The sequence below is a fragment of the Paenibacillus pedocola genome (assembly GCF_031599675.1).
Lineage (GTDB): Bacteria > Bacillota > Bacilli > Paenibacillales > Paenibacillaceae > Paenibacillus_AQ > Paenibacillus_AQ pedocola.
In genome coordinates, this window is sequence record NZ_CP134223.1 from 1,963,677 (window position 1) to 1,984,636 (window position 20,960).

General features: G+C 53.8%; 14 protein-coding genes. 11 read left to right on the forward strand and 3 right to left on the reverse strand.

What is annotated here, in order from left to right; genetic code table 11:
• The first annotated feature begins 54 nt into the window (after window positions 1–54).
• The 4 genes from QU597_RS08425 to QU597_RS08440 all read left to right on the forward strand — a co-directional run bounded on the left by QU597_RS08425 (window position 55) and on the right by QU597_RS08440 (window position 8,205).
• Window positions 55–2,439, forward strand: coding sequence for a glycoside hydrolase family 95 protein (locus QU597_RS08425; protein WP_310832229.1), 2,385 nt, complete (start codon window positions 55–57; stop codon window positions 2,437–2,439).
• 225 nt (window positions 2,440–2,664) lie between these two features.
• The gene (locus QU597_RS08430) at window positions 2,665–4,992 is read left to right on the forward strand and encodes a glycoside hydrolase family 95 protein (protein WP_310832230.1); all 2,328 of its coding nucleotides are present in this window, start codon (window positions 2,665–2,667) and stop codon (window positions 4,990–4,992) included.
• Complete coding sequence (locus QU597_RS08435) at window positions 4,989–7,490, forward strand: glycoside hydrolase family 38 N-terminal domain-containing protein (protein WP_310832231.1); 2,502 nt, start codon at window positions 4,989–4,991, stop codon at window positions 7,488–7,490. The genes QU597_RS08430 and QU597_RS08435 overlap by 4 nt, the downstream gene beginning before the upstream one ends.
• On the forward strand, window positions 7,483–8,205 hold the full coding sequence (locus tag QU597_RS08440) for a DsbA family protein (RefSeq protein ID WP_310832232.1): 723 nt from the start codon (window positions 7,483–7,485) through the stop codon (window positions 8,203–8,205). Before QU597_RS08435 ends, QU597_RS08440 begins: the two co-directional genes overlap by 8 nt.
• Before the next feature lie 118 nt (window positions 8,206–8,323).
• On the opposite strand, the gene QU597_RS08445 is transcribed toward QU597_RS08440, so the two are convergent.
• The 3 genes from QU597_RS08445 to QU597_RS08455 are packed head-to-tail and all read right to left on the reverse strand — an operon-like array spanning window position 8,324 to window position 11,678.
• The gene (locus QU597_RS08445) at window positions 8,324–9,496 is read right to left on the reverse strand and encodes a glycoside hydrolase family 130 protein (protein WP_310832233.1); all 1,173 of its coding nucleotides are present in this window, start codon (window positions 9,494–9,496) and stop codon (window positions 8,324–8,326) included.
• The gene (locus QU597_RS08450) at window positions 9,497–10,711 is read right to left on the reverse strand and encodes an AGE family epimerase/isomerase (RefSeq protein ID WP_310832234.1); all 1,215 of its coding nucleotides are present in this window, start codon (window positions 10,709–10,711) and stop codon (window positions 9,497–9,499) included. It lies immediately after the preceding gene.
• Between the two features lie 16 nt (window positions 10,712–10,727).
• Window positions 10,728–11,678: a glycoside hydrolase family 113 gene (locus QU597_RS08455; protein ID WP_310832235.1), complete on the reverse strand. Its 951-nt coding sequence runs from the start codon at window positions 11,676–11,678 to the stop codon at window positions 10,728–10,730.
• A 275-nt stretch (window positions 11,679–11,953) separates the two neighbouring features.
• Here QU597_RS08455 and QU597_RS08460 point away from each other — a divergent pair, with 275 nt between their 5' ends.
• The 7 genes from QU597_RS08460 (at window position 11,954) to QU597_RS08490 (ending at window position 20,876) form a co-directional block, all read left to right on the forward strand.
• Window positions 11,954–12,721 carry a response regulator transcription factor gene (locus QU597_RS08460; RefSeq protein WP_310832236.1) on the forward strand — a complete coding sequence of 256 codons (768 nt, stop codon included), beginning with the start codon at window positions 11,954–11,956 and terminating at the stop codon, window positions 12,719–12,721.
• Window positions 12,722–13,035: 314 nt separating this feature from the next.
• The gene (locus QU597_RS08465; protein ID WP_310832237.1) at window positions 13,036–14,409 is read left to right on the forward strand and encodes an ABC transporter substrate-binding protein; all 1,374 of its coding nucleotides are present in this window, start codon (window positions 13,036–13,038) and stop codon (window positions 14,407–14,409) included.
• A 153-nt stretch (window positions 14,410–14,562) separates the two neighbouring features.
• On the forward strand, window positions 14,563–15,444 hold the full coding sequence (locus QU597_RS08470; RefSeq protein ID WP_310832239.1) for a carbohydrate ABC transporter permease: 882 nt from the start codon (window positions 14,563–14,565) through the stop codon (window positions 15,442–15,444).
• A gap of 3 nt (window positions 15,445–15,447) precedes the next feature.
• Complete coding sequence (locus tag QU597_RS08475) at window positions 15,448–16,281, forward strand: carbohydrate ABC transporter permease (protein ID WP_236333884.1); 834 nt, start codon at window positions 15,448–15,450, stop codon at window positions 16,279–16,281.
• Window positions 16,282–16,368: 87 nt separating this feature from the next.
• A complete protein-coding gene (locus QU597_RS08480; RefSeq protein WP_310832240.1) occupies window positions 16,369–17,391 on the forward strand; it encodes a glycoside hydrolase family 130 protein in 1,023 nt (340 codons plus the stop codon).
• A gap of 412 nt (window positions 17,392–17,803) precedes the next feature.
• Complete coding sequence (locus QU597_RS08485; RefSeq protein WP_370656240.1) at window positions 17,804–18,763, forward strand: acetylxylan esterase; 960 nt, start codon at window positions 17,804–17,806, stop codon at window positions 18,761–18,763.
• 46 nt (window positions 18,764–18,809) lie between these two features.
• Window positions 18,810–20,876 carry a methyl-accepting chemotaxis protein gene (locus QU597_RS08490; protein ID WP_310832241.1) on the forward strand — a complete coding sequence of 689 codons (2,067 nt, stop codon included), beginning with the start codon at window positions 18,810–18,812 and terminating at the stop codon, window positions 20,874–20,876.
• Window positions 20,877–20,960: the final 84 nt, after the last annotated feature.

Genomic DNA, 20,960 nt, shown 5'->3' on the forward strand with positions numbered 1-20,960 from the left:
CATGAACAGCGTTAAGCGTCAGATAAGACTTACGTCATCGGAGGACAGAAACCTATGAAGCTTGTGTACGATAAACCGGCCGCGGTCTGGACGGAGGCGCTGCCGGTCGGCAACGGCCGTCTAGGCGGAATGATCTATGGCGGAGTGGAGCGCGAGGTCATCGGCCTGAACGAGGATACTTTATGGTCCGGTTATCCGCAGGACGGCAGCAACCCCGGCGCGAAGGAGGTTCTGCCGGAGATCCGTGAGGTGATATGGCAAGGGCGCTATATCGAGGCCGATGCACTGGGGCGGCGCATGCTGGGGCCGTATACCCAGTCCTATCTTCCCTTCGGGGAGCTGCTGCTCTGCTTCGAGCATGGAGATGTCAGCAGCGAATATCGGCGCACGCTCGATCTTGAAGATGCTGTGCACCGCGTATCGTATGCGGTCGGCAGCGTAACCTATACGCGCGAAATGTTCGCTTCCCACCCGGATCAGGTGCTGGTCCTGCGGCTGGCTTCTGGTGCTGCAGGCAGGCTGAATTTCCATGCCCGGCTGGACAGCCCGCTGCGCCATCATACGCTGGCGGATAGCGCATCCTTTGTCCTGCGGGGCCTTGCGCCGGAGCATGTGGATCCGGGTTATTTCAACACGGATGACCCCATCCGCTACGGCAATCCCGGGCAAAGCGAGGGCATGCGCTTTGAAGGCCGGATCGCCGTGAGGACGGAGGACGGCGAAGTGACCGTGGACGAAGGCGGCGTCCATGTCCATGGGGCAAGCGCCGCGGTGCTGATCTTCAGTGCGGCGACCAGCTTCAGCGGCTTTGACCGGCTGCCCGGCAGCCAGGGCCGCGAGGAGTCTGCGCTGGCGGCGGCGATGCTGGAGCAGGCGCTGGCCCGGCCATACGGCGAGCTGCTTGCACGGCATAGCGCCGACTATCGGCCTTTATACGGCCGGGTGGAGCTGAAGCTCGGCGCAATGCAGGCCGCCGAGGAGCTGACCACCGACCGGAGAATCGCAGAATGGGGGGCGCAAGACCCCGGAATGGCCGAGCTGCTGTTCCAGTATGGACGTTACCTTCTGATCGCAAGCTCCCGGCCGGGCACACAGGCGGCCAACCTGCAAGGCATCTGGAATGCTTCCACCCGGCCGCCGTGGAGCAGCAATTATACCCTGAACATCAATACCGAGATGAACTACTGGCCGGCGGAGGTCTGCAACCTGGCTGAATGCCATGAGCCGCTGCTGTCGCTGATTGGCCGGCTCGCGCAGAACGGCGCGCGGACAGCCGCCGTGAACTACGGCGCCCGCGGCTGGACGGCTCATCACAATGCCGACATCTGGGGGCATACGGCCCCGGCCGGCCATTTCGGGGACGGCGATCCGTCCTGGGCATTCTGGCCGATGGGCGGCATCTGGCTGACCCAGCATCTGTGGGAGCATTATGCCTTCGGCGGGGATGAAGACTATCTTCGCAGCTTCGCTTATCCAGTTATGAAGGAAGCGGCTTGCTTCGCCCTTGATTGGCTGCAAGACGACGGGCAGGGACGGTTGGTTACCTCGCCGTCCACCTCGCCGGAGCATAAATTCCGCACGCCGGAGGGGACGGCGGCGGTCAGCGCAGGAGCGACCATGGATATTTCGCTCATCTGGGAGCTGTTCACCAACTGCCTGGAAGCGGAGGCCGTCCTTGGCGGCGATCCCGGATTCCGGGCAGAAGTAGAGCAGGCCAGAGCGCGGCTCCTGCCGCTGCAGACCGGCCGCTACGGCCAGCTTCAGGAATGGGCGCATGACTGGGAGGACGAGGACCGCTGCCACCGGCATACCTCCCATCTGGTCGGCGTTTACCCGGGACGCCAGCTCTCGCAGGAGGAGACACCGGAGCTGTTCCGGGCAGCCCGGGTCTCGCTGGAACGGCGCGGCGACGAAAGCACCGGCTGGAGCCTCGGCTGGCGCGTCGCCCTGTGGAGCCGGTTCCGCGACGGCGAGCGCGCGCATGCGCTGCTCGCGAATATGCTGCGGCTCGTCCGGGACGACGGCCGCGAGGTGTACAGCCACGGCGGGGGCGTGTATGCCAATCTGCTCGGGGCACATCCCCCGTTTCAGATTGACAGCAACTTTGCCGCCTCGGCCGGGATTGCGGAGATGCTGCTGCAGTCGCATCTCCCGTGGCTTGAGCTGCTGCCGGCACTGCCGCAGCATTGGGCGGACGGCCATGCCGCGGGGCTATGCGCCCGCGGCGGCTTCGAGGTTAATCTCCGCTGGGCCGGCGGCAGGCTTGCCGAAGCGGAGATTACCTCGAAGCTGGGGGCGGAATGCCGTGTGCGGACCGGCGTTCCGCTGCTTGTGACCTGTGAAGGACAGCAGGTCTCCGCTGAGACAGGGCCGGATGGCGTGCTTCGTTTCGCTACCGAACGCGGCAAACGTTACACGCTTGTCCCGGTTCACGCTTAGTACCCATTAATGAGGATCAAAGTAAGGATTATTCATAAGACAGCGGAGGTGCAGGCGCATACCGGAATACCGGGCAAGGTCCGCTTAACGAACGGGTTGCTGGAGCCTTCCCATCTAGCGGGTACACTTGCTCCCGGCGAAACGATAAATTTACCGGTTGAACCGCAGACCGAAAGCTGAACCCCACTATCGTCAAACATCTGTACACGTATAGGAGGAAGCAGGATGAACGAATACAAATTGTGGTATGCCAAACCTGCAGAGGGCTGGTCTCAGGGCCTGCCGCTCGGAAACGGCAGAATCGGGGCGGTCGTGATATCCTCGCCGGGCCGCGAAGTATGGGAGATGAGCGAGGTAACCTTCTGGTCGGGCCAGGCGGAGGCTGTTCCTGGCAACGGCCGCGGCAAAGAGGCGCTGGAAGAGATGCGTGCAGCCTTTTTCGCCGGCGATTATGAAGGGGGGGGCCGGCTGGCCAAGCAGAGCCTGATGCCGGTCAAATCAAACTTCGGTACCCACTTAGGCCTATGCCGGATTACGCTTGATTTTGCCGATGCGAAGCCGAACCTTGCCGGTGAGAATTTCCGGCGGGAGCTGGATTTAAGCCAGGCGCTGGTGCGGAGCTTCAGCGATACGGAAGGCGGCTGGCTGAAACGTGAAGTATTCGCCTCTCATCCTGGCGATGTGCTCGCTGCCCGAATCTGGGGACAGTCGCCTGAACGCGTCTCGTTTACCTTGACACTACAAGGGATCACGGAGACGTTCGAGACGCGTGCTGCCGCGCCGGATACACTGGAATTCCGCGCACAGGCGACGGAGCGCGTTCACAGTAGCGGCAAATGCGGCGTCTGGAGCCAGGGACAGCTCAAAATTGTAACAGCCGGCGGCAGCGTAGAATGCGGCGCAGATACGCTGCGGGTTACCGGTGCGGATGAGGCATGGATCTATTTTACCGTTGCCACCGATTACCGTAAGGAGGATACAGGCTGGGCGGAGGCGGGCAGCCGGGCGCTTGCCGGCGCTGTCGCTGCAGGGTATGAACGGCTGCGCGGGGAGCATATTGCCGATTACCGCCGGGAATTTGGCACAGTGGAGCTCGAACTGGGCAATCTGCCGCAATCCGTGCTGCCGACGGATGAACGGATGCGGAGGCTGCGTCAGGGCGAAGGCGGGGACCCGCAGCTGTATGCTTTGTTCCTGCAATACGGCCGGTATCTGATGATCGCCGGTTCCCGCGCCGATTCTCCGCTGCCGCTGCACCTGCAGGGCATCTGGAATGACGGTGAAGCCTGCCGGATGGGCTGGAGCTGCGATTATCATCTCGATGTGAACACGCAGATGAATTATTACCCGGCTGAGGTCATCGGCCTCGGTGACAGCCATCTTCCGCTGATGGCTTACATTGAGGATCTGGCGCAGGCCGGCCGTGCGGCAGCGCGGTATTTTTACGGCGCAGCGGGCTGGGTGGCTCATGTGTTCTCCAATGCCTGGGGCTTTGCAGCCCCGGGCTGGGATACATCCTGGGGGCTCAACGTAACTGGCGGCCTGTGGCTGGCGGCGCATATGATGGAACATTTCCGCTACAGCCGCGACACAGCGTTCCTTAAGAATCAGGCCTACCCCGTGCTGAAAGAAGCAGCGGTCTTTTTCCTCGATTATATGACGATCCATCCGAAATACGGCTGGCTCGTCACCGGACCATCCAATTCGCCGGAAAATCATTTCTATCCGGATGGACCTGAATCGGGCGTCCAGCAGCTGTCGATGGGAACGACGGTAGACCAGGAGCTGGTACGGGAGCTGTTCGAGTTCTGCCGGGAGGCGGCCGGACTGCTCGGTGTGGATGAGGAATTTCGTGCGCAGCTGGCAGAAGCGATCCGCAAGCTCCCGCCGCTGCAAATCGGCAGCCGCGGTCAATTGCAGGAATGGCTGGAGGATTTTGATGAAGCCCAGCCGGAGCACCGTCATTTTTCGCATCTGTACGCGCTGTATCCCGGCAGCCAGATTACACCGGAAGACACACCGGAGCTTGCAGCCGCTATGCGGGTAACGCTGGAGAACCGGATGTTGCAGGATGAGCTGGAGGATGTGGAGTTTACGGCAGCGCTGTTTGCCCTCGGCTTTGCAAGGCTGCATGACGGTGACCAGGCGCTCCGGCATGTTTCTCATCTAATTGGCGAGCTATGCTTCGATAATCTGCTGTCGTATTCCAGATCGGGCATCGGCGGCGCAGAGACGAATATCTTCGTCATCGACGGCAATTTCGGCGGAACGGCAGCCATTGCAGAAATGCTGCTGCAAAGCCATGCGGGCTATATTCATCTGCTGCCGGCGCTTCCCGCAGCCTGGGGAACGGGCAAAGTAACGGGGCTCCGTGCCAAAGGCAATGCTGAGGTCGATATCACGTGGGAGAACGGGGAACTGACCAGAGCGGTGATCCGGACGCATCTTGCCGGGCGGGTGACTGTCCGCTGCGGCGGACGGAAGACAGAGCTGGAAGCGGCCGCGGGCGGCGTGTATAGGCTGGATGCCCAATTGCAGCGGGGAGCGTCATGAAGACACTATATTTACTGAGCAATGCTCATCTTGATCCGGTGTGGCAATGGGAGTGGGAGGAAGGCGCGGCGGCCGCCGTCTCCACCTTCCGTGCGGCTGCCGGGTTTTGCGAGGAATATGACGGGTACATTTTTAACCACAATGAAGCGATTTTGTATCAGTGGGTCGAGGAATACGAACCAGCATTGTTTACCCGCATCCAGCGGCTGGTACGGCAGGGAAGATGGCATATCATGGGCGGCTGGTATTTGCAGCCGGACTGCAACATGCCGTCGGGTGAATCGTTCGCACGCCAAATACTGGCGGGCCGGAGTTATTTCCGTGAAAAGTTCGGCGTACGGCCGACGACGGCAATCAATTTTGACTCCTTCGGCCACAGCCGGGGGCTGGTGCAGATTATGCAGCAGGCGGGCTACGACTCTTATATCTTTATGCGCCCTGATGAGCACGCCGGACTGCCGGGTCAGGATTTCATTTGGGAAGGTTTTGCCGGCAGCAGCGTGATGGCGCATAAAATCACAGACGCCTACCATTCGGCGCTCGGCAAAGCCGATCAGAAGATTGCTGACTGGCTCGCAACGCATGCGGATGAGCCGATCGGCCTGCTGCTATGGGGCGTCGGCAACCATGGCGGCGGCCCTTCCCGGCTCGATTTGGACGCCATGGCGGCGAGAATAGAGCAGTCCGGGGAGTTCCGGCTGGTTCATGCGACGCCGGAGCAGTATTTTGCCGCGCTGCCGGAGGTGAAGGAGCTGCCGCGGTACTCGGGGGATCTCAATCCCCGTTTTGTAGGCTGTTATACTTCCATGATCCGCATCAAGCAGAAACACCGGCAGCTCGAAAATGAACTGTATATGACGGAGAAAATGCTTGCCGCAGCAGGGCTGCACGGCTTGCTCCCATACCCGGCCCGTGATCTGGCGGAAGCTCAGCACGATCTGCTGACCGCCCAGTTCCATGACATTCTGCCTGGAACATCAATCCAGCCCGCCGAGGAAGCTTCGCTGCGGCAGCTGGATCACGGCCTGGAAATCACCGCGCGGCTAAAAGCGCGGGCATTCTTCGCATTGGCCGCCGGACAGCCGCAGGCGAAGCCCAAGGAATATCCGATCCTAATTTATAATCCGCATCCGTATCCGGTAAGCGGCATATTCGAATGCGAATTCATGCTGGAGGACCAGAACTGGCTGGAGCAGTTCTCGAATCCGGCCGTGTATCAAGGCAGCAAGCGGATTCCGTCACAGGCGGAGAAGGAGCACAGCAATCTGAATCTCGACTGGCGCAAACGTGTGGTGTTCCGGGCGGAGCTGGCGCCCGCCGCGATGAAACGTTTCGACTGCCGGATCGAGCCGCTGGAACGGAAACCGGCACCAGCGCTTGAAGTCCGGGATGGCGCCTTTTATTTCCGTACGGAGGAGCTGTATGTAACGGTCAATGCCGGTACTGGCCTGATCGACGAGTATTCGGCAGGCGGCGTGTCCTATCTGCTTCCGGGTGCTTTTGCCCCGCTGGTCGTCGCCGACAACGAAGACCCGTGGCGGATGGACACCGATGAATTCCGTGAAGTTATCGGCCAGTTTACGCTGATGGATGAGCGGGAGGGCAGCCTGTTTTGCGGCATCAAGGAAATGATTCCCCCGGTTCACGTCATCGAAGAAGGTAATGTGCGGACGGTCATTGAATCCGTGCTGCAGTACAACGACTCCCGCCTTGTCCTCACCTACAAGCTGCCGAAACAAGGTACGGAAATCGAAGTCCACGTCCGCGTCTATTGGAACGAAAAAGACCGCATGCTCAAGCTATCGGTTCCGACCGTTCTGGCGGATGCCTTGTATACCGGCCAGACAGCATTCGGCGTGCAGGAACTCGCTGCAGGTGGCCAGGAGGTTGCTGCGCAGAAATGGACCGCGCTGCAATCCGCGAAACGTGGGCAAATGCTGACTGTAATCAACGACGGCATTTACGGCTCCGATTGCTGCGCCGGCGAAATCCGCCTGTCCCTGCTGCGCGGCGCCGGCTACTGCGCCCACCCGATTGGCAACCGGCCGATCATGCCGCAGGACCGCTTTTTGCCGCGGATTGATCAGGGCGAACGCTGCTTTACCTTCTGGCTGAACGCCGGGGAACTGGAAGAGCGGGCCGGAAGGATCGACCGGGAAGCTCTGAGGCATGCCGAAAGGCCGTTTGCGCTGTCGTTTTTTCCTTCGGGTGAAGGATATTCTCACGGAACTGCAATCGCGTTGACGGATGAGACGGTTCAAATGAGCGCCTTCAAGAAGGAACAGGACGGAGAAGGGTATATCGTACGTCTGTTCGAGCCGACCGGGTATCCCCGTTGCACCGGATTGTCGGTTCCGGCGCTTGGCATCACGGAGAAGGTTGAGCTCAAAGGGTTTGAAATTGTCACTTTACGGATCGAACCGCAGAACGGGGCGTTTACCCGGGTCGGTATATGCGAAGAATCGCTAATAAGCGGAGGAATGCAATCCCATGGCTAACACCCAATCGAAAAAAACGTCCAATCGCCTTTTTGTCGTCGCAACCCTGGCGGTCAGTGTCATTGTGCTGGCGGTTTCTCTGGTCTTTCTGAGGAATTCGGAGGCTTCCCCGGACCTCGGCGGTCTGCCCAATTATACGGAAATCCGCGGCGATTACGATGCGGACGGGCTGAAATACGAGAAGCAACCCCATCTGGGCGATGCTTCGGCAAAGGTAAAGGTTATCGAATTCGCCGATTTCAAATGCCCGGCCTGCAAGAAGTGGAAGGAAACCTATTTTGAGCAATTCAGAAAGGATTATGTCGATACTGGCAAGGTAGAGCTCTTTTTCATCAATTTTGCGTTTATCGACCGAGATTCCATTCTGGCAGCAAGTGCCGGTGAAGCAATTGCCGCTCAGAATAACGACAAGTTCTGGGAGTTTATGAGCATGCTGTACGATCATCAAGGTGATGAGGCGAAGATTTGGGCTACACCGGAGTTCCTGCGGGTTTTTGTGAAAAAGAATATTGCCGGGATCGACTACGACCGCTTCGCCACAGATCTTAAGAACCACACGTACATGCTGGCGGTCAAAGAGGACTTCAAGACAGCGGGCAATTACGGGGTGAACGGCACACCGCAGTTTATGGTTGACGGCAAGCTTCTAAAGGGCGGCTACGGGGAGCTGACGGCGGCGATTGATGCGAAGCTTGCGGCCGGCGGGAATGAATAGTCTTTTTGCCATTCGCCTCAATAACTATTAAAAGGCGGCTCCGGACAGAACGATACGTTCTGCCGGAGCCGCCTTCTTGCACCTTTGTGCTGGCTGATGCTTAGGAATGAATATGAGATTAGAGCTGCAAATTACGGTCGACCAGCGCGATCCGCTGCTGAACGCAGGCATAGGAGCGGAGCGGATCTTCCGGCGTGTTCAGCACATAATCGAGCATCTGGTCGACGGTGGTAGTAGCTACATGAACACGGGTATCAGAGGATGCATAGTAGATATAGATGTCTCCGTTGTCACGGGCGATCACACCGTTACAGAATACGACGTTCGATACATCGCCGACGCGTTCCTCGCCGTCCGGTGCGATGAAATGTCCGCCGGGAGCGTGGGTAACCTTGTTCGGCTCATTCAGGTCCGACAGGAAGGCATAGAGCACGTAACGCAGGCCTGCAGCGGTATTGCGCACGCCGTGGGCGATATGCAGCCAGCCGCGCGGGGTTTTGATCGGAGCCGGTCCTTGGCCGTTCTTCACTTCTTTGATCGTATGGTAGTAGCGCTGATCCATGATTGACTCACTGGTAATCACAGCATTCTCGATAGTATCGGACAAGCCCCAGCCGATGCCGCCGCCGGAGCCGGCGTCGATGAAGCCATCCTGCGGACGGGTATAGAAGGCATATTTGCCGTCTACGAATTCAGGATGCAGCACGACATTGCGCTGCTGGGCGGAGCCGGTCTTAAGGTCAGCCAGGCGCTCCCACGTTTTCAGGTCTTTAGTGCGGGTGATGCCGCACTGTGCTACAGCACTGGACAGATCGCCGTGCGGGGCATCCGGGTCTTTGCGTTCGGTGCAGAACAGTCCGTAGATCCAGCCGTCGGCATGTTTGACCAGACGCATATCATAGACGTTGATGTCCGGGTCTTCTGTCTCAGGCAGCACAACCGGGTGATCCCAGAAGCGGAAGCCGTCCACACCGCTGTCGCTCTCGGCAACGGCGAAGAAGGATTTGCGGTCATTGCCCTCTACACGGGCCACAATATAGAATTTGCCATCCAGTTCGATTGCCCCCGGATTGAAGACTCCGTTCACGCCGATTCTTTCAGCGAAATAAGGGTTGGTCTCAGGATTGAAGTCATAACGCCAGATCAGCGGTGCATGCTCTGCGGTCAGCAGCGGATACTGGTAACGGTCATAAATACCGTTGCCGAAAGGCACCTTTTCATTTTTGCGTCCAATCAGTGCCTCATATCGTTCGGTTAACTGCGCTTTGCGTTCCTCAAATACTGAAGTCATTTAGATAGTCTCCTTTATAGATGATTTAAGCCGTGCGATCATTTCGAAGCAGGCTCTGCTGTTATGATAAGGGCATTTCCAGGCGCTGACCTTTGGCTCATGAGCCACCGGCTGCAGATTGTGGTCTACACCCCAATACCATTCGCCCAGCTTGTGGTCGACCATGTAGCTGTCAATAAAGTTCCATGACGCTGCGGCAGCTTCCTGGAAGCGGGCATCCTCTGTCAGCTGGTAGGCATTGTAGAAACCGACCATGGCTTCCGCCTGAGGCCACCAGTCTTTGTCCTTAGAGATTAAGCCATTACTGTCAGCTTCGTTCCATATTCCGCCGTCAGCGTCGATACCTTCGTTAAGTGTGGCTTCTGCCATTGAGATAGCAACCTTCTGAACGCGCTGCAGAAGCTCCTCGTCACCAAGTACCTCGGCGGCCTCCACCAGCAGCCAGCTGCCTTCGATATCATGACCGTAGGAGATGATATCGGATTTCACATTCCACTCTTCGTCCATGAACAGAAGGAAATGCTTGCCTTCATCATCCACGATATGTTTAAGCATGGTCTCAATCAGTTCGGCCAGCTTAACCCGCAGCTCCTCTGACTTCCACACCCGGTAGAGGCCGGTATAGCCCTCGAGAACATGCAGATGCGTGTTCATCGATTTTTTCTCGTTCATATCCTTGGCGCTGAGGGACAGGTCATTGGTCAGCTGCCAGTCGCGTGCGAGTGCTTCAATATAACCTTTATAAAGAGGATCATAACCGTGTTTCTCTAACAGACGGAACAGCTCTACAGCTTGCTCCAGGGCTTCTGCATGTCCAGTGGCATGATGATACTCGGCCAGGGCATAAATCGCGAAGGCTTGCCCGTACACCTGCTTCTTCAGCTGGGAAGGTGCACCCGCTGCATCCACCATCCAGTATAATCCGCCGTATTCCTTGTCTAGGAAATGCTCAAGCAGATAACCATAGGCGCGTTCGGCGATAGCCAGATACTCGGCTTTACGGTAAGTACGGTAAGCTGTCGCAAAGGTCCAGAGAATCCGCGCATTGAGTACAAGGCTCTTTCCGGCGCCTTCCACAATATTCAGCTGATTGTCAATCTCGCCGACAAAACCGCCGTGCTGCTCATCCAGGGTATGCTTCATCCAGAAGCCGAGGATATTGTCCTGAAGCTCCTGCTCCAGCGCGTTCAGCCATTGTTCAGGTGAATTCTTCATAGCAGATGATTCACTCCTAACCATTGATTTTGGAAGTATAGTAGTCTTTGATAACCGGTGCCGCTGCCTTGCCGTACATGCAGTAGTCATCATTAACTGGCGCTTCTTCGGGCGGATAGAGACGTGCCGGCCAATCCCACAGCATAAAGCCCTGTACCCAGTCCCGGCCTTCACAGCTGCTGAACATGGCATGGTAGAAACGGCTCTGCTCTTCTTCGCTCGGCTCACCTGCCAGCGTCCAGTCATTGGGGATGGCTGCGCTTCCCGTCCGGCTTGGACAGCCCGCTTCCATGAAGAAAAACGGTTTGTCCTGCTTCTTCACCACAGCTTCAATCCGGTCCAGCTGAGCTTCCCAGTCGTGTTCAGGATAGTAGCCGCTGGAGGAAATGACATCGAGCGCATCCCACCAGGTCACATTATCCTCCTGATACTTGTCGCAATTGTACGTAATAACGCCGCTATAGACCTTACGGACTTCGGCAATCAAAGCCCGCCACTCTGCTTCGCGTCTGTCCGCCTGAACCAGCTCACAGCCGATGCAGAACATTTCGCAGCCGCTTTCTTCAGCGATCGCAGCATAATGCAGAATAAAGGCAGTATAAGAGCGGAACCACTCCGACCATTTGGGCTCGCAGGGAACATCCTTGTCGAAAAAGTTGATATGAGCCCGCCAAGTGCCGTCTGCGCAATTGACGATCGGTTTCAGGCAGACCTTCATCTGTAGTAGCTTAGCCTTGCGGATAGCCCACAGCACCTCATCATCAGTCACTGTCGGCAGCTCCCAGTAAGGAATTTCCGTAGATTGCGGGGTAGCTTGGATAGCACTGAAGGCGATGGCTGTCCAATTCGCGCCGGTAACCGATTTCATAAGCTCCATTGAAGTTTCGGCTGATTCGAGCGCCCACGTTCCGCGCCTGCCCATAAAGCCCCAGGTAACGCCTCCGACGTATTCATTCAGCAGTGACATTTGGAAACCTCGCTTTTCTAAAATATATTGCTTTGACAGCATAACAAAAGTTGCGTTTTGTTATATTGTTATTATAAAAATGTTAGTTATTGATAACAACAATACAATTTAGTTATAACCCTTTTCAGGTATGATTTCAAGGGGGAAATGTGTAAAGTAAACAGAAGACTATAAAAGAGCAACACAGCACATTTTATATTGTAGGAAGGAAGCCTATAATGAAATGGTAGCGCAATCATTCCGCACGGATATTACAACTGGAGGCGATTTTCTAAGTGATCAGAGTCATGATAGCGGATGATGAGGAAGTTATTCGCCGTGGGCTTGAGAAGATTACTTCCAGAATGGATTTGGAAGTGAAGGTTATCGGCTCTCACGGCAACGGCCTGGAGGCGTGGAACCAGCTTTCTGGTTTATCGGAAGAGGACATCGACCTGCTGATTACGGATATCAAAATGCCGAGAATGGACGGCTTTAAGCTGATAGAAGAAGCCCGCGGCCATATGAAGAACCTGCCGATTGCAGTGCTGAGCGGCTTTAGTGAATTTGACTATGCCCGGCGGGCGATGCGATTCGGCGCACTGGATTATCTGCTCAAGCCCATTGAGAAATCACAATTATATGAGCTGCTGAAGAAGGTGGAGGAGAACAAGAAGCTTAAGGCTGCTGAACCGCAGCAGGAGGCGGTGCAGGCGTCCGAAGGCGGAGAGCATTATGTGGTCGAACAGACCAAGAGCATTCTGGAGAAGGAGTACAACCACAATTTTGAACTGGAGCGGCTGGCGGAGACCGTTGGAATGAATGCCAGCTATATCAGCCGCTTATTTAAATATAAGACCGGACAGACAATTACGGAGTATCTGATTGGAATACGGATTGCCAGGGCTAAGGAGCTGCTGACCGGGCGGCCTGATCTTAAAAATTATGAGATTGCGGAAATGGTCGGTTACAGTGACCCGGTGTATTTCAATAAGCTGTTTAAAAAGATATGCGGTATGACTCCGAAAGATTATAAAAGCGGTTGCAGAGTTCCGAAAAGCTAAACCCGGTTTACACATATTAATAGGAAAGGATTTATCCAAGGAGGGCTATCTGCCCTCCTTTTTGGCGTTGTTTTATATAAAACAATAAATTAATAAAACAAAAATAACAAATACAAGACCAGAAAAAACAATTGAAACCATCGTTTTGGGTGTGGGAACGATTTATAATAAGCTTGTAAGCGATACCAACACTCTTTTCAAGACGATTCAAGCGGAAGGTAAGTAATTAAAGAGTCTTGATCGTTTTTACCGGAAAAGTTTGTTAGTTTTTTGTTATTAATAACCGTGAATCGAAGAGAGGGGTCAAAAAAGCAATGAAGAAGACCAAAGCAGTTACAAGTTTGGCAGCACTCACGCTAATGGCGGGTTTATTCGCAGGCTGTTCATCGAACAACAACAACGCGGATAACGCAGCAGCAACAAATGCAGGAAATACAGGAACAGGCACGGAGGCTACTGCTGCCCCTGAAGGCGATGCAGCCAAGGATATCAAAGGTGATATCACAGTAATCACGCAGCGTACGGATATCGTTGATACCGTATTCAAGGATTATGCAGCTAAATTTAATGAGAAATATCCGGATGTCAAAGTAAACTTCGAAGCTCTGTCCAGCTACGAGGATCAGATCAAAATCCGTATGAGCACCAATGACTACGGTGACGTGCTGCTGCTTCCTACAAGCGTTGCCATTAAAGACCTGCCGGATTTCTTTGAGCCGCTGGGCAAAATGTCCGACCTGGAACAACAGTATACCGGTCTGGAAGAACGCAGTGTAGACGGCATTTCCTATGGTATTCCAATTACCGTTAACTTCTCCGGTGTGATTTACAACAAGCAGGTGTTCAAGGATGCGGGAATTACAGAAGTTCCAAGAACCTTTGAACAGTTCCAGACGGCTCTGCAGAACATCAAGGACAAAACCGATGCAGTTCCGCTGTACACCAACTATGCTGCAGGCTGGACGCTGACCCAATGGGAAGCTGATCTGGCTACCGTTGCCGGCGACCGTGATTATGTAAATATCGCTCAGGTTGCTTCTGACGACAACTTCGTGCAGGGACAACCGCACTACGACCTGTATAAAGTAATGTACGACGCAGCGAAGAATGGTCTGATTGAAGAAGACCCTACAACTACCGACTGGGAAACTTCCAAGGCTGACCTGGCTAACGGCAAAATCGGTACGATGATGCTCGGCTCCTGGGCAATCGGCCAAATCAAAGGACTGGCTACCAATCCTGATGATGTCGGCTTCATGCCTTTCCCTACCAATGCCAGCAAAATCCTGGTGCCTCTGTCCGATGACTACAACCTGGGTATCAGCCTCCACAGCAAAAACAAAGAAGCGGCAAGAGCATGGGTGGACTGGTTCATCAACGAATCCGGCTATCCGACCACTGAAGGCGGCGGTATGAGCCCGGTTAAAGGCGCTGAACTTCCGGAAATCCTTAAGCAATTTGAAGGCACGGACGTAACGTTCGACACTATTGCACCAGCTAAAGCAGGTGAAGAAGGCTGGGTGGATGCCATCGATAAAGAAGCAGAAATCGGCCTCTGGCAGCCTGACTTCAAGAAAGTCATTATCGAAGCTGCAATCGGCAACCGTAAGGATTCCTACGACGATATCATGAAAGACCTGAACGACAAATGGAAAGCGGCAAGAGCTAAGGTTACTGCTGCAAAGTAAATTTACAAAGCAATCAAATGCATCATCTTACATGGATTAACGCAGAGTGAAGACAGATTCAAGAGAACGGGGAGATGCCATAGCGCATTTTCCCCTTCACTTTTGCGGGACTTGGACAGGGTTTGGAGTTATTAGCATGTGTTCTTAGGAGGTGTGGAGAGATTGTCCAACTTGAGCTATAAAAATCAGCGGATTTTGATCATTTTTTTATTCTCGTTAGTACCGGTAGTGCTGCTGTTGACGTTCTCATATTTACCCGTATTCAAAATGTTCCAGTACAGCTTCACAAGCTGGGACGGCTTCAGCAAAAACATGGAGTATGTCGGGTTCGACAACTACAAGACGATCTTCACCAAACCGGAGTATTTTGCCGTATTTAAGGTCAGTCTGTATTATTTCTTTGCAACGTTTGTGCAAATGGGGCTGGCCCTGTATTTTGCGACGATCCTGAGCTTTAATGTTCGTCTGAAGAACTGGTTCAAAGGAATTCTGTTCTTCCCGACGCTGCTCAACGGGGTGGCTATCGGCTTCATCTTCCTGTTCTTTTTCAAACCGGAAGGTACGCTCAATACACTGCTTGACCTGTTCGGACTTGGAGCCTGGCAGCAGAAATGGCTGCTGAATCCGCATCTGATCAATATTTCCCTCGCCTTTGCTTCGGTGTGGAGATATATGGGGATGAACTTCATTATTTTCCTTGGAGCAATTTCTTCGATCGGGAGTGATATTTATGAGGCTTCGGAAATTGACGGCGCCAACCGCTGGCACCAGTTCAGACATATTATCATTCCAAGCATCAAAAAAATTCTGCAGCTCAATCTGATCCTCGCGGTAAGCGGAGCGATCGGTGTGTTCGAAATTCCGTACGTCATGACCGGCGGCTCTAATGGCAGCGGTACGTTTGTCATTCAGACCGTTGATGTGGCCTTCAAATACAGCAAGCTGGGTCTTGCTTCGGCGATGGCTGTGGTGCTGCTGGGTATCGTTGTCATTGTGACTATTCTGCAGCGTGTGCTGATTAAGGAGGAGAAGTAAGATATGCATACTTTTAAATACACCGCAGCTTCTTTCTTCAAATATCTAACCTTAGTCTTAGGCGCGCTCGCCGCACTGATTCCGATTCTGGTCGTCTTTTTCGCATCGCTCAAAACCAATGCGGAGTACGCCAGTACCGGCCCGTTAACCCTGCCGGAGAATTGGCTGAATTTCAGCAACTACACCAAGGCTTTTGTCGACGGCAATATGCTGCTCGGCTTCATGAACACCATTATCATCGTGCTTATTTCCATTGCCGGTGCTACGCTGACCGGATCAATGATGGCCTATATTTTGGCCCGCTTCAAATTCAAAGGCAGCAAGCTGCTGATGGGCGCTTTTCTGCTGGCAACCCTGATTCCGGGTGTAACCACCCAGGTCGCTACGTTCCAGATCATCAACTCGCTGGATTTGTTCAATACGCGCTGGGCGCCGATCCTGATGTACCTCGGTACCGACATTATCGCCGTTTATATTTTCATGCAGTTCCTGGATTCGATTTCCGAGTCGCTGGATGAATCGGCCATGCTGGACGGTGCATCGTACTGGACGATTTACTGGAGAATTATTTTGCCGCTGCTGAGTCCTGCGATTGTCACGGTCATTATCGTAAAGGGTGTCAACATCTACAATGACTTTTACACGCCCTTCCTGTATATGCCAAAAAGCAGCCTCCAGGTCGTTTCCACCGCACTGTTCAAATTTAAAGGGCCTTACGGCTCGCAGTGGGAGGTTATCTGTGCCGCGATTATGATTGCGATCATTCCGACGCTGATTGCCTTCATCGCCTTGCAAAAGTACATCTATAACGGCTTTGCACAAGGCTCGGTAAAATAAAGCTGCCAGCTCTATCCTGTATTAACGATGTTTGAAAGATAAAATCCACCGCAGCCCAGGCTGCACTATTTTGAGAGGAGCTTAACTATGAAAGAAGTACAGCTAATCGGCAATCATCTGCCGAACATTCCCTGGCAGGACAGACCGGCAGGAAATGATAATCCGGTATGGAGACATAATGACAACCCGGTCATCAAACGCAATCCGGCCAAAGGCGTTGCGCGGATTTTTAACAGTGCCGTTATTGCCTATGAAGGCAGCTTCCTCGGCGTGTTCCGTGTAGAGGATAATACTACCCGCCCTCACCTTCGGTTGGGCCATAGCGCTGACGGCCTGGAGTGGAAAATCGATGACGAGCCGATTCAGTTTACCGACGAAGAAGGCAAGCCGTACGCACCGCGTTATGCCTATGACCCCCGTCTTGTGAAAGTTGAAGATACCTATTACATCATCTGGTGTACAGATTTCTACGGTGCAGCCATCGGAGTAGCCAAAACCCAGGATTTCAAAACGTTCGTTAGCCTGGAAAATCCGTTCCTGCCGTTCAACCGTAATGGCGTATTGTTCCCTAAAAAGCTGAATGGCAACTTTGTGATGCTGTCCCGTCCGAGCGACAGCGGTCATACCCCGTTCGGTGACGTATTCCTGAGCGAAAGCCCTGATTTCGTCTATTGGGGCAAACACCGCCATGTCATGTCCAAAGGCGGTCAAGGCTGGTGGCAAAGTACGAAGATCGGCGGCGGCCCTGCACCGATTGAGACTACCGAAGGCTGGCTGATGTTCTATCACGGCGTAACCACAACCTGCAACGGCCTTGTATACAGTATGGGTGCGGTAATTCTCGATAAGGATGAGCCGTCCAGAGTTAAATACCGCTCCAGAAACTTCGTGCTAACACCGGAAGAATGGTATGAGGAAAGAGGCTTCGTGAACAACGTGCTGTTCCCTTGTGCAGCACTAACCGACGCCGAAACCGGCCGCATCGCCATCTACTACGGCGCTGCTGACACCTATGTAGGCGTGGCTTACACCACCGTGCAGGAAATTGTTAATTATGTCATCGAAACCCATGAAGAGGTTGGTGACGACGCGGGTCTCGGCAAGATCTAGGACGGAATAGCTAGTGCCCGCAGCAGAGTTGCTGTACACAACGAAAACCCATTTACAATGGGTTTTTCGTTCTGTTCCTCACCCCAAGCTTTATCTCCCATTTGCCAAATAAATAAAATTATAGAGATTGAACTTGAAAACTTGAGATAAGGAAAGGAGTGCCGGAGGGGGATTTTGGAACTGTAGGAGCGATAGCGACCGCCTGAAAGCTTTCCGTAGGAAAGCTCGCATCGGAAGCAAAACTAGTCTCCGGATTTCAACCGCTAACAGCGGAGTAAATCAAGAAATTCTTACGACAACAGCGGTCGGAAGTCCAAACATCCACCGTAGGTCCAAACATCCACCGTAGGTGCGACTGATCCATTACTCTAAACCTTTAAGTTTATTCTAAATAACCCTAAGGAGAATCATCATGAACGAACGATCCCTGCCCCAATTACAAGCCTATAAAGGCATCAGCCCGAAGCCGGCTGATTTTGACCAGTACTGGGAACGCGCGCTGTATGAGCTGGATGCCCAGCCGCTGGATTATGAACTGGTACCGGCGGAATTTACGAGCGAGCTGGCAGATTGTTTTCATCTGTATTTTACTGGCGTAGGAGGAGCCAGAGTGCATTGTAAATATGTAAGACCGAAGAAGGCGGCCGGTGAGAAAGGGCCCGGAGTCGTCATGTTCCACGGTTACTCCTGCGACAGCGGTGACTGGCTGGAGAAGGTTGCTTATGCAGCTCACGGATTCAGTGTGCTGGCAATGGATTGCCGCGGCCAGGGCGGACTGTCCGAAGATAATCTGACGGTTCAGGGGACAACCATCCGCGGACATATTATCCGGGGGATTGATGATCCTGATCCGGACAACCTTTATTACCGCAATGTATTTCTTGATACCGCACAGACGGCGCGTATTCTGATGGCGATGCCGGAGGTGGATCCTGCACGTGTCGGTGCATCCGGACTGTCACAAGGAGGCGGACTTACAGTAGCCTGCGCTTCCCTGGAGCCCCGTATTGCTGTCGCTGTGCCGGTCTATCCGTTCCTCTCCGATTACAAGCGGGCTTGGGAAGCAAATATTACAACCTCTGCTTATGAGGAAATTAACTACTATTTCCGCTTCTTTGATCCGCATCATCTGCGGGAGGAAGAGATTTTCAACCGCCTCGGGTATATTGATATTCAGAATCTGGCAGAGCGGATACAAGGCAAGGTGTTATGGGTGACCGGACTTGTGGATACGATCTGTCCGCCTTCGACACAATTCGCTGCGTACAACAAAATCACAGCACCGAAAGACCTAATGGTATATCATGAATACGGTCATGAGTATCTGCCTTATCTTGCAGACCGGATGCTTCAGATGCTCATGACCCTGTAACGGGATTAACCCTTACAGGAATAATGTGGATCTGGCGGTGAGTTTTTTGAGTAAATCAAGAACAAACAGTAAAGGGTTAACCTGGCTGCGCCCCTCCAAGTCGATAGGGATGCGGCTTTTTTTGGTGTTTTTTATTTCCACGATGGGAATCGTGCTGTCACTCGGCTACACTTCTTATTCCGTAGCCAAACAAACAATTGAGAACAATGCACTGTTAGCTAATGAGCAGACGGTGAAGCAGACAGCAGAGAAGCTGGATGTAATTTTGCTGCGTTTTGAAGACAGGCTGGGAGAGCTGTTCTATAACAAAACTATTCGGCAGGCTGTGGAGTCCGGTACTGCATCCGGTGCAGACCAAGAGGAACGCCAGGCCGAAGCCGTCCGGATCCAGGCTGAACTGGACAACTGGCTGGAAGCAGCGGGTAATATACAAGCGGTTTATCTCGTCCCCCGGAATGAGAGTTTTTCTGCCTCTGCGGCAGGGGCTGCGGATAGTGCTTTTATTAAGGGGATCCGGGAGAACAACTGGTTTAAGCAGCTGCAGGAGAAGCCCCAGAGTCTATGGATTACTCAGGGTTTGAAGCAGGGAGAGGCTGATGGTGTCGTCCGTTTCGCCCAATCGGTATCCGTTGATTCCGGCAAGGCGGACTATGTGGCGATTTGCGATATCCGGACGACAGAACTGGAAGGCCAGCTCAGCAAGGTCAGTCTCGGGATGGATTCCTATATTCAGCTGCTGACCAGCAAAGATGAGTTGATTGCTACTTCCCAGCATCAGGAGGCGGATTCTTATCTGCGTCTGGGCGGAACCCTGTTCAAAGGGGTAAGCCAAGCTACAGGCTCTTTGCCAACCAAGGATGAAGAAGGCAAATCAATTCTGGCGGTGTATGGTACACTGGCTAGTTCAGGCTGGAGAGTGCTGGGTGTGGTGCCTTCGGAGAATCTGACGAAGGATGCAGGACGTATCCTGAATACGACGTACATTGCCGTTGCTGCTGCAGCGCTTATTGCCGTTCTAATCGGTCTCTGGATGGTAAGGATGGTCTCAAGTCCTCTGATCCGGCTTAAGAATCTGATGTTTCATGGAGCCGAGGGAGATCTGCGGGTGCGGACCCAAGTGACTTCCCGGGACGAGATCGGCCAGTTGTCCGGTTCGTTCAATATTATGATGGAACGCATTAATGAGCTGGTTGTGCATACGAATGAGACAGCCCGTGAAGTGCTTGAGACTGCGGATGCCCTGGGAAGCGCATCACGCAAGACTGCCTCAGCGGCAAAGGATATTGCCTCGGCAACAGAGGAGATTGCCGGCGGCGCAGGCAGCTTAGCCCTGGAAGCAGACCGGGGAAATGAAATGACGGAGCAAATCTCCGGACGGATGAGTGGCGTCATTGCCGCTGCTCATGAGATGAGCAGTACTGCGCATAGTGTTGGACAATCCAGTGAAGAAGGCATGGTTAAGCTGCAGGGGCTGCTGGACCGAACGGAGAGTACAGGGGAGATGACAGGCCGCCTTGTTGTGAAAGTGAATGAGCTCAAGGAAACGACCTCCTCGGTAATTAAGGTTCTGGAGGTCATGCAGAACATTACGCAGCAGACCAATATATTATCACTCAACGCAACAATTGAAGCTGCGCGGGCAGGTGAAGCAGGCAGCGGCTTCATGGTCGTGGCGGACGAAATCCGCCAGCTTGCCGAGCAGTCCAAACGTTCCATCGCCATGGTTGCCGAAATAACCGATACCATTATGAAGGATATGAATGAGACCGTAGCTGCACTGTCGGAAGTGGCGCCGCTCTTCCGGGAGCAGAGGGCTTCTGTACAGGATACGAGTGAAATCTTCGTGTCTGTACAAGGACAGATGGACCGATTCATTAACAAGCTTGATTCTGTGTCGGATTCCATTGAGGGATTGAACCAGTCACAGAGGGTGCTGTCGGAGACGATAAGCAATGTCAGCTCCTTTGCAGAGGAATCCTCAGCAGCCTCCGAGGAGGTTGCTTCGCTCAGTGGTGAGCAGCAGAATGTAAGTGATCACCTGGTTGAGCTGTCCTCCAAGCTGGAGAATGCCTCACTGATCCTTAAAGAACGATTGTCTAAATTTAGAATGTAGCTCTGATTAACGAATATTGGCCGCTCTTTCCTTTGGGACAGGGCGGCTTTTTATATTCATGCATTGCATCCATGTAATTATTCT

Excerpts from the sequence above, each read along its gene's own strand:
- QU597_RS08475 (WP_236333884.1), top strand. The coding sequence starts at position 15,448 with ATGCATACTTTTAAATACACCGCAGCTTCTTTCTTCAAATATCTAACC.
- QU597_RS08455 (WP_310832235.1), bottom strand. The coding sequence starts at position 11,678 with ATGTCACTGCTGAATGAATACGTCGGAGGCGTTACCTGGGGCTTTATG.
- QU597_RS08435 (WP_310832231.1), top strand. The coding sequence starts at position 4,989 with ATGAAGACACTATATTTACTGAGCAATGCTCATCTTGATCCGGTGTGG.
- QU597_RS08465 (WP_310832237.1), top strand. The coding sequence starts at position 13,036 with ATGAAGAAGACCAAAGCAGTTACAAGTTTGGCAGCACTCACGCTAATG.
- QU597_RS08445 (WP_310832233.1), bottom strand. The coding sequence starts at position 9,496 with ATGACTTCAGTATTTGAGGAACGCAAAGCGCAGTTAACCGAACGATAT.
- QU597_RS08425 (WP_310832229.1), top strand. The coding sequence starts at position 55 with ATGAAGCTTGTGTACGATAAACCGGCCGCGGTCTGGACGGAGGCGCTG.
- QU597_RS08480 (WP_310832240.1), top strand. The coding sequence starts at position 16,369 with ATGAAAGAAGTACAGCTAATCGGCAATCATCTGCCGAACATTCCCTGG.
- QU597_RS08450 (WP_310832234.1), bottom strand. The coding sequence starts at position 10,711 with ATGAAGAATTCACCTGAACAATGGCTGAACGCGCTGGAGCAGGAGCTT.
- QU597_RS08485 (WP_370656240.1), top strand. The coding sequence starts at position 17,804 with ATGAACGAACGATCCCTGCCCCAATTACAAGCCTATAAAGGCATCAGC.
- QU597_RS08430 (WP_310832230.1), top strand. The coding sequence starts at position 2,665 with ATGAACGAATACAAATTGTGGTATGCCAAACCTGCAGAGGGCTGGTCT.
- QU597_RS08440 (WP_310832232.1), top strand. The coding sequence starts at position 7,483 with ATGGCTAACACCCAATCGAAAAAAACGTCCAATCGCCTTTTTGTCGTC.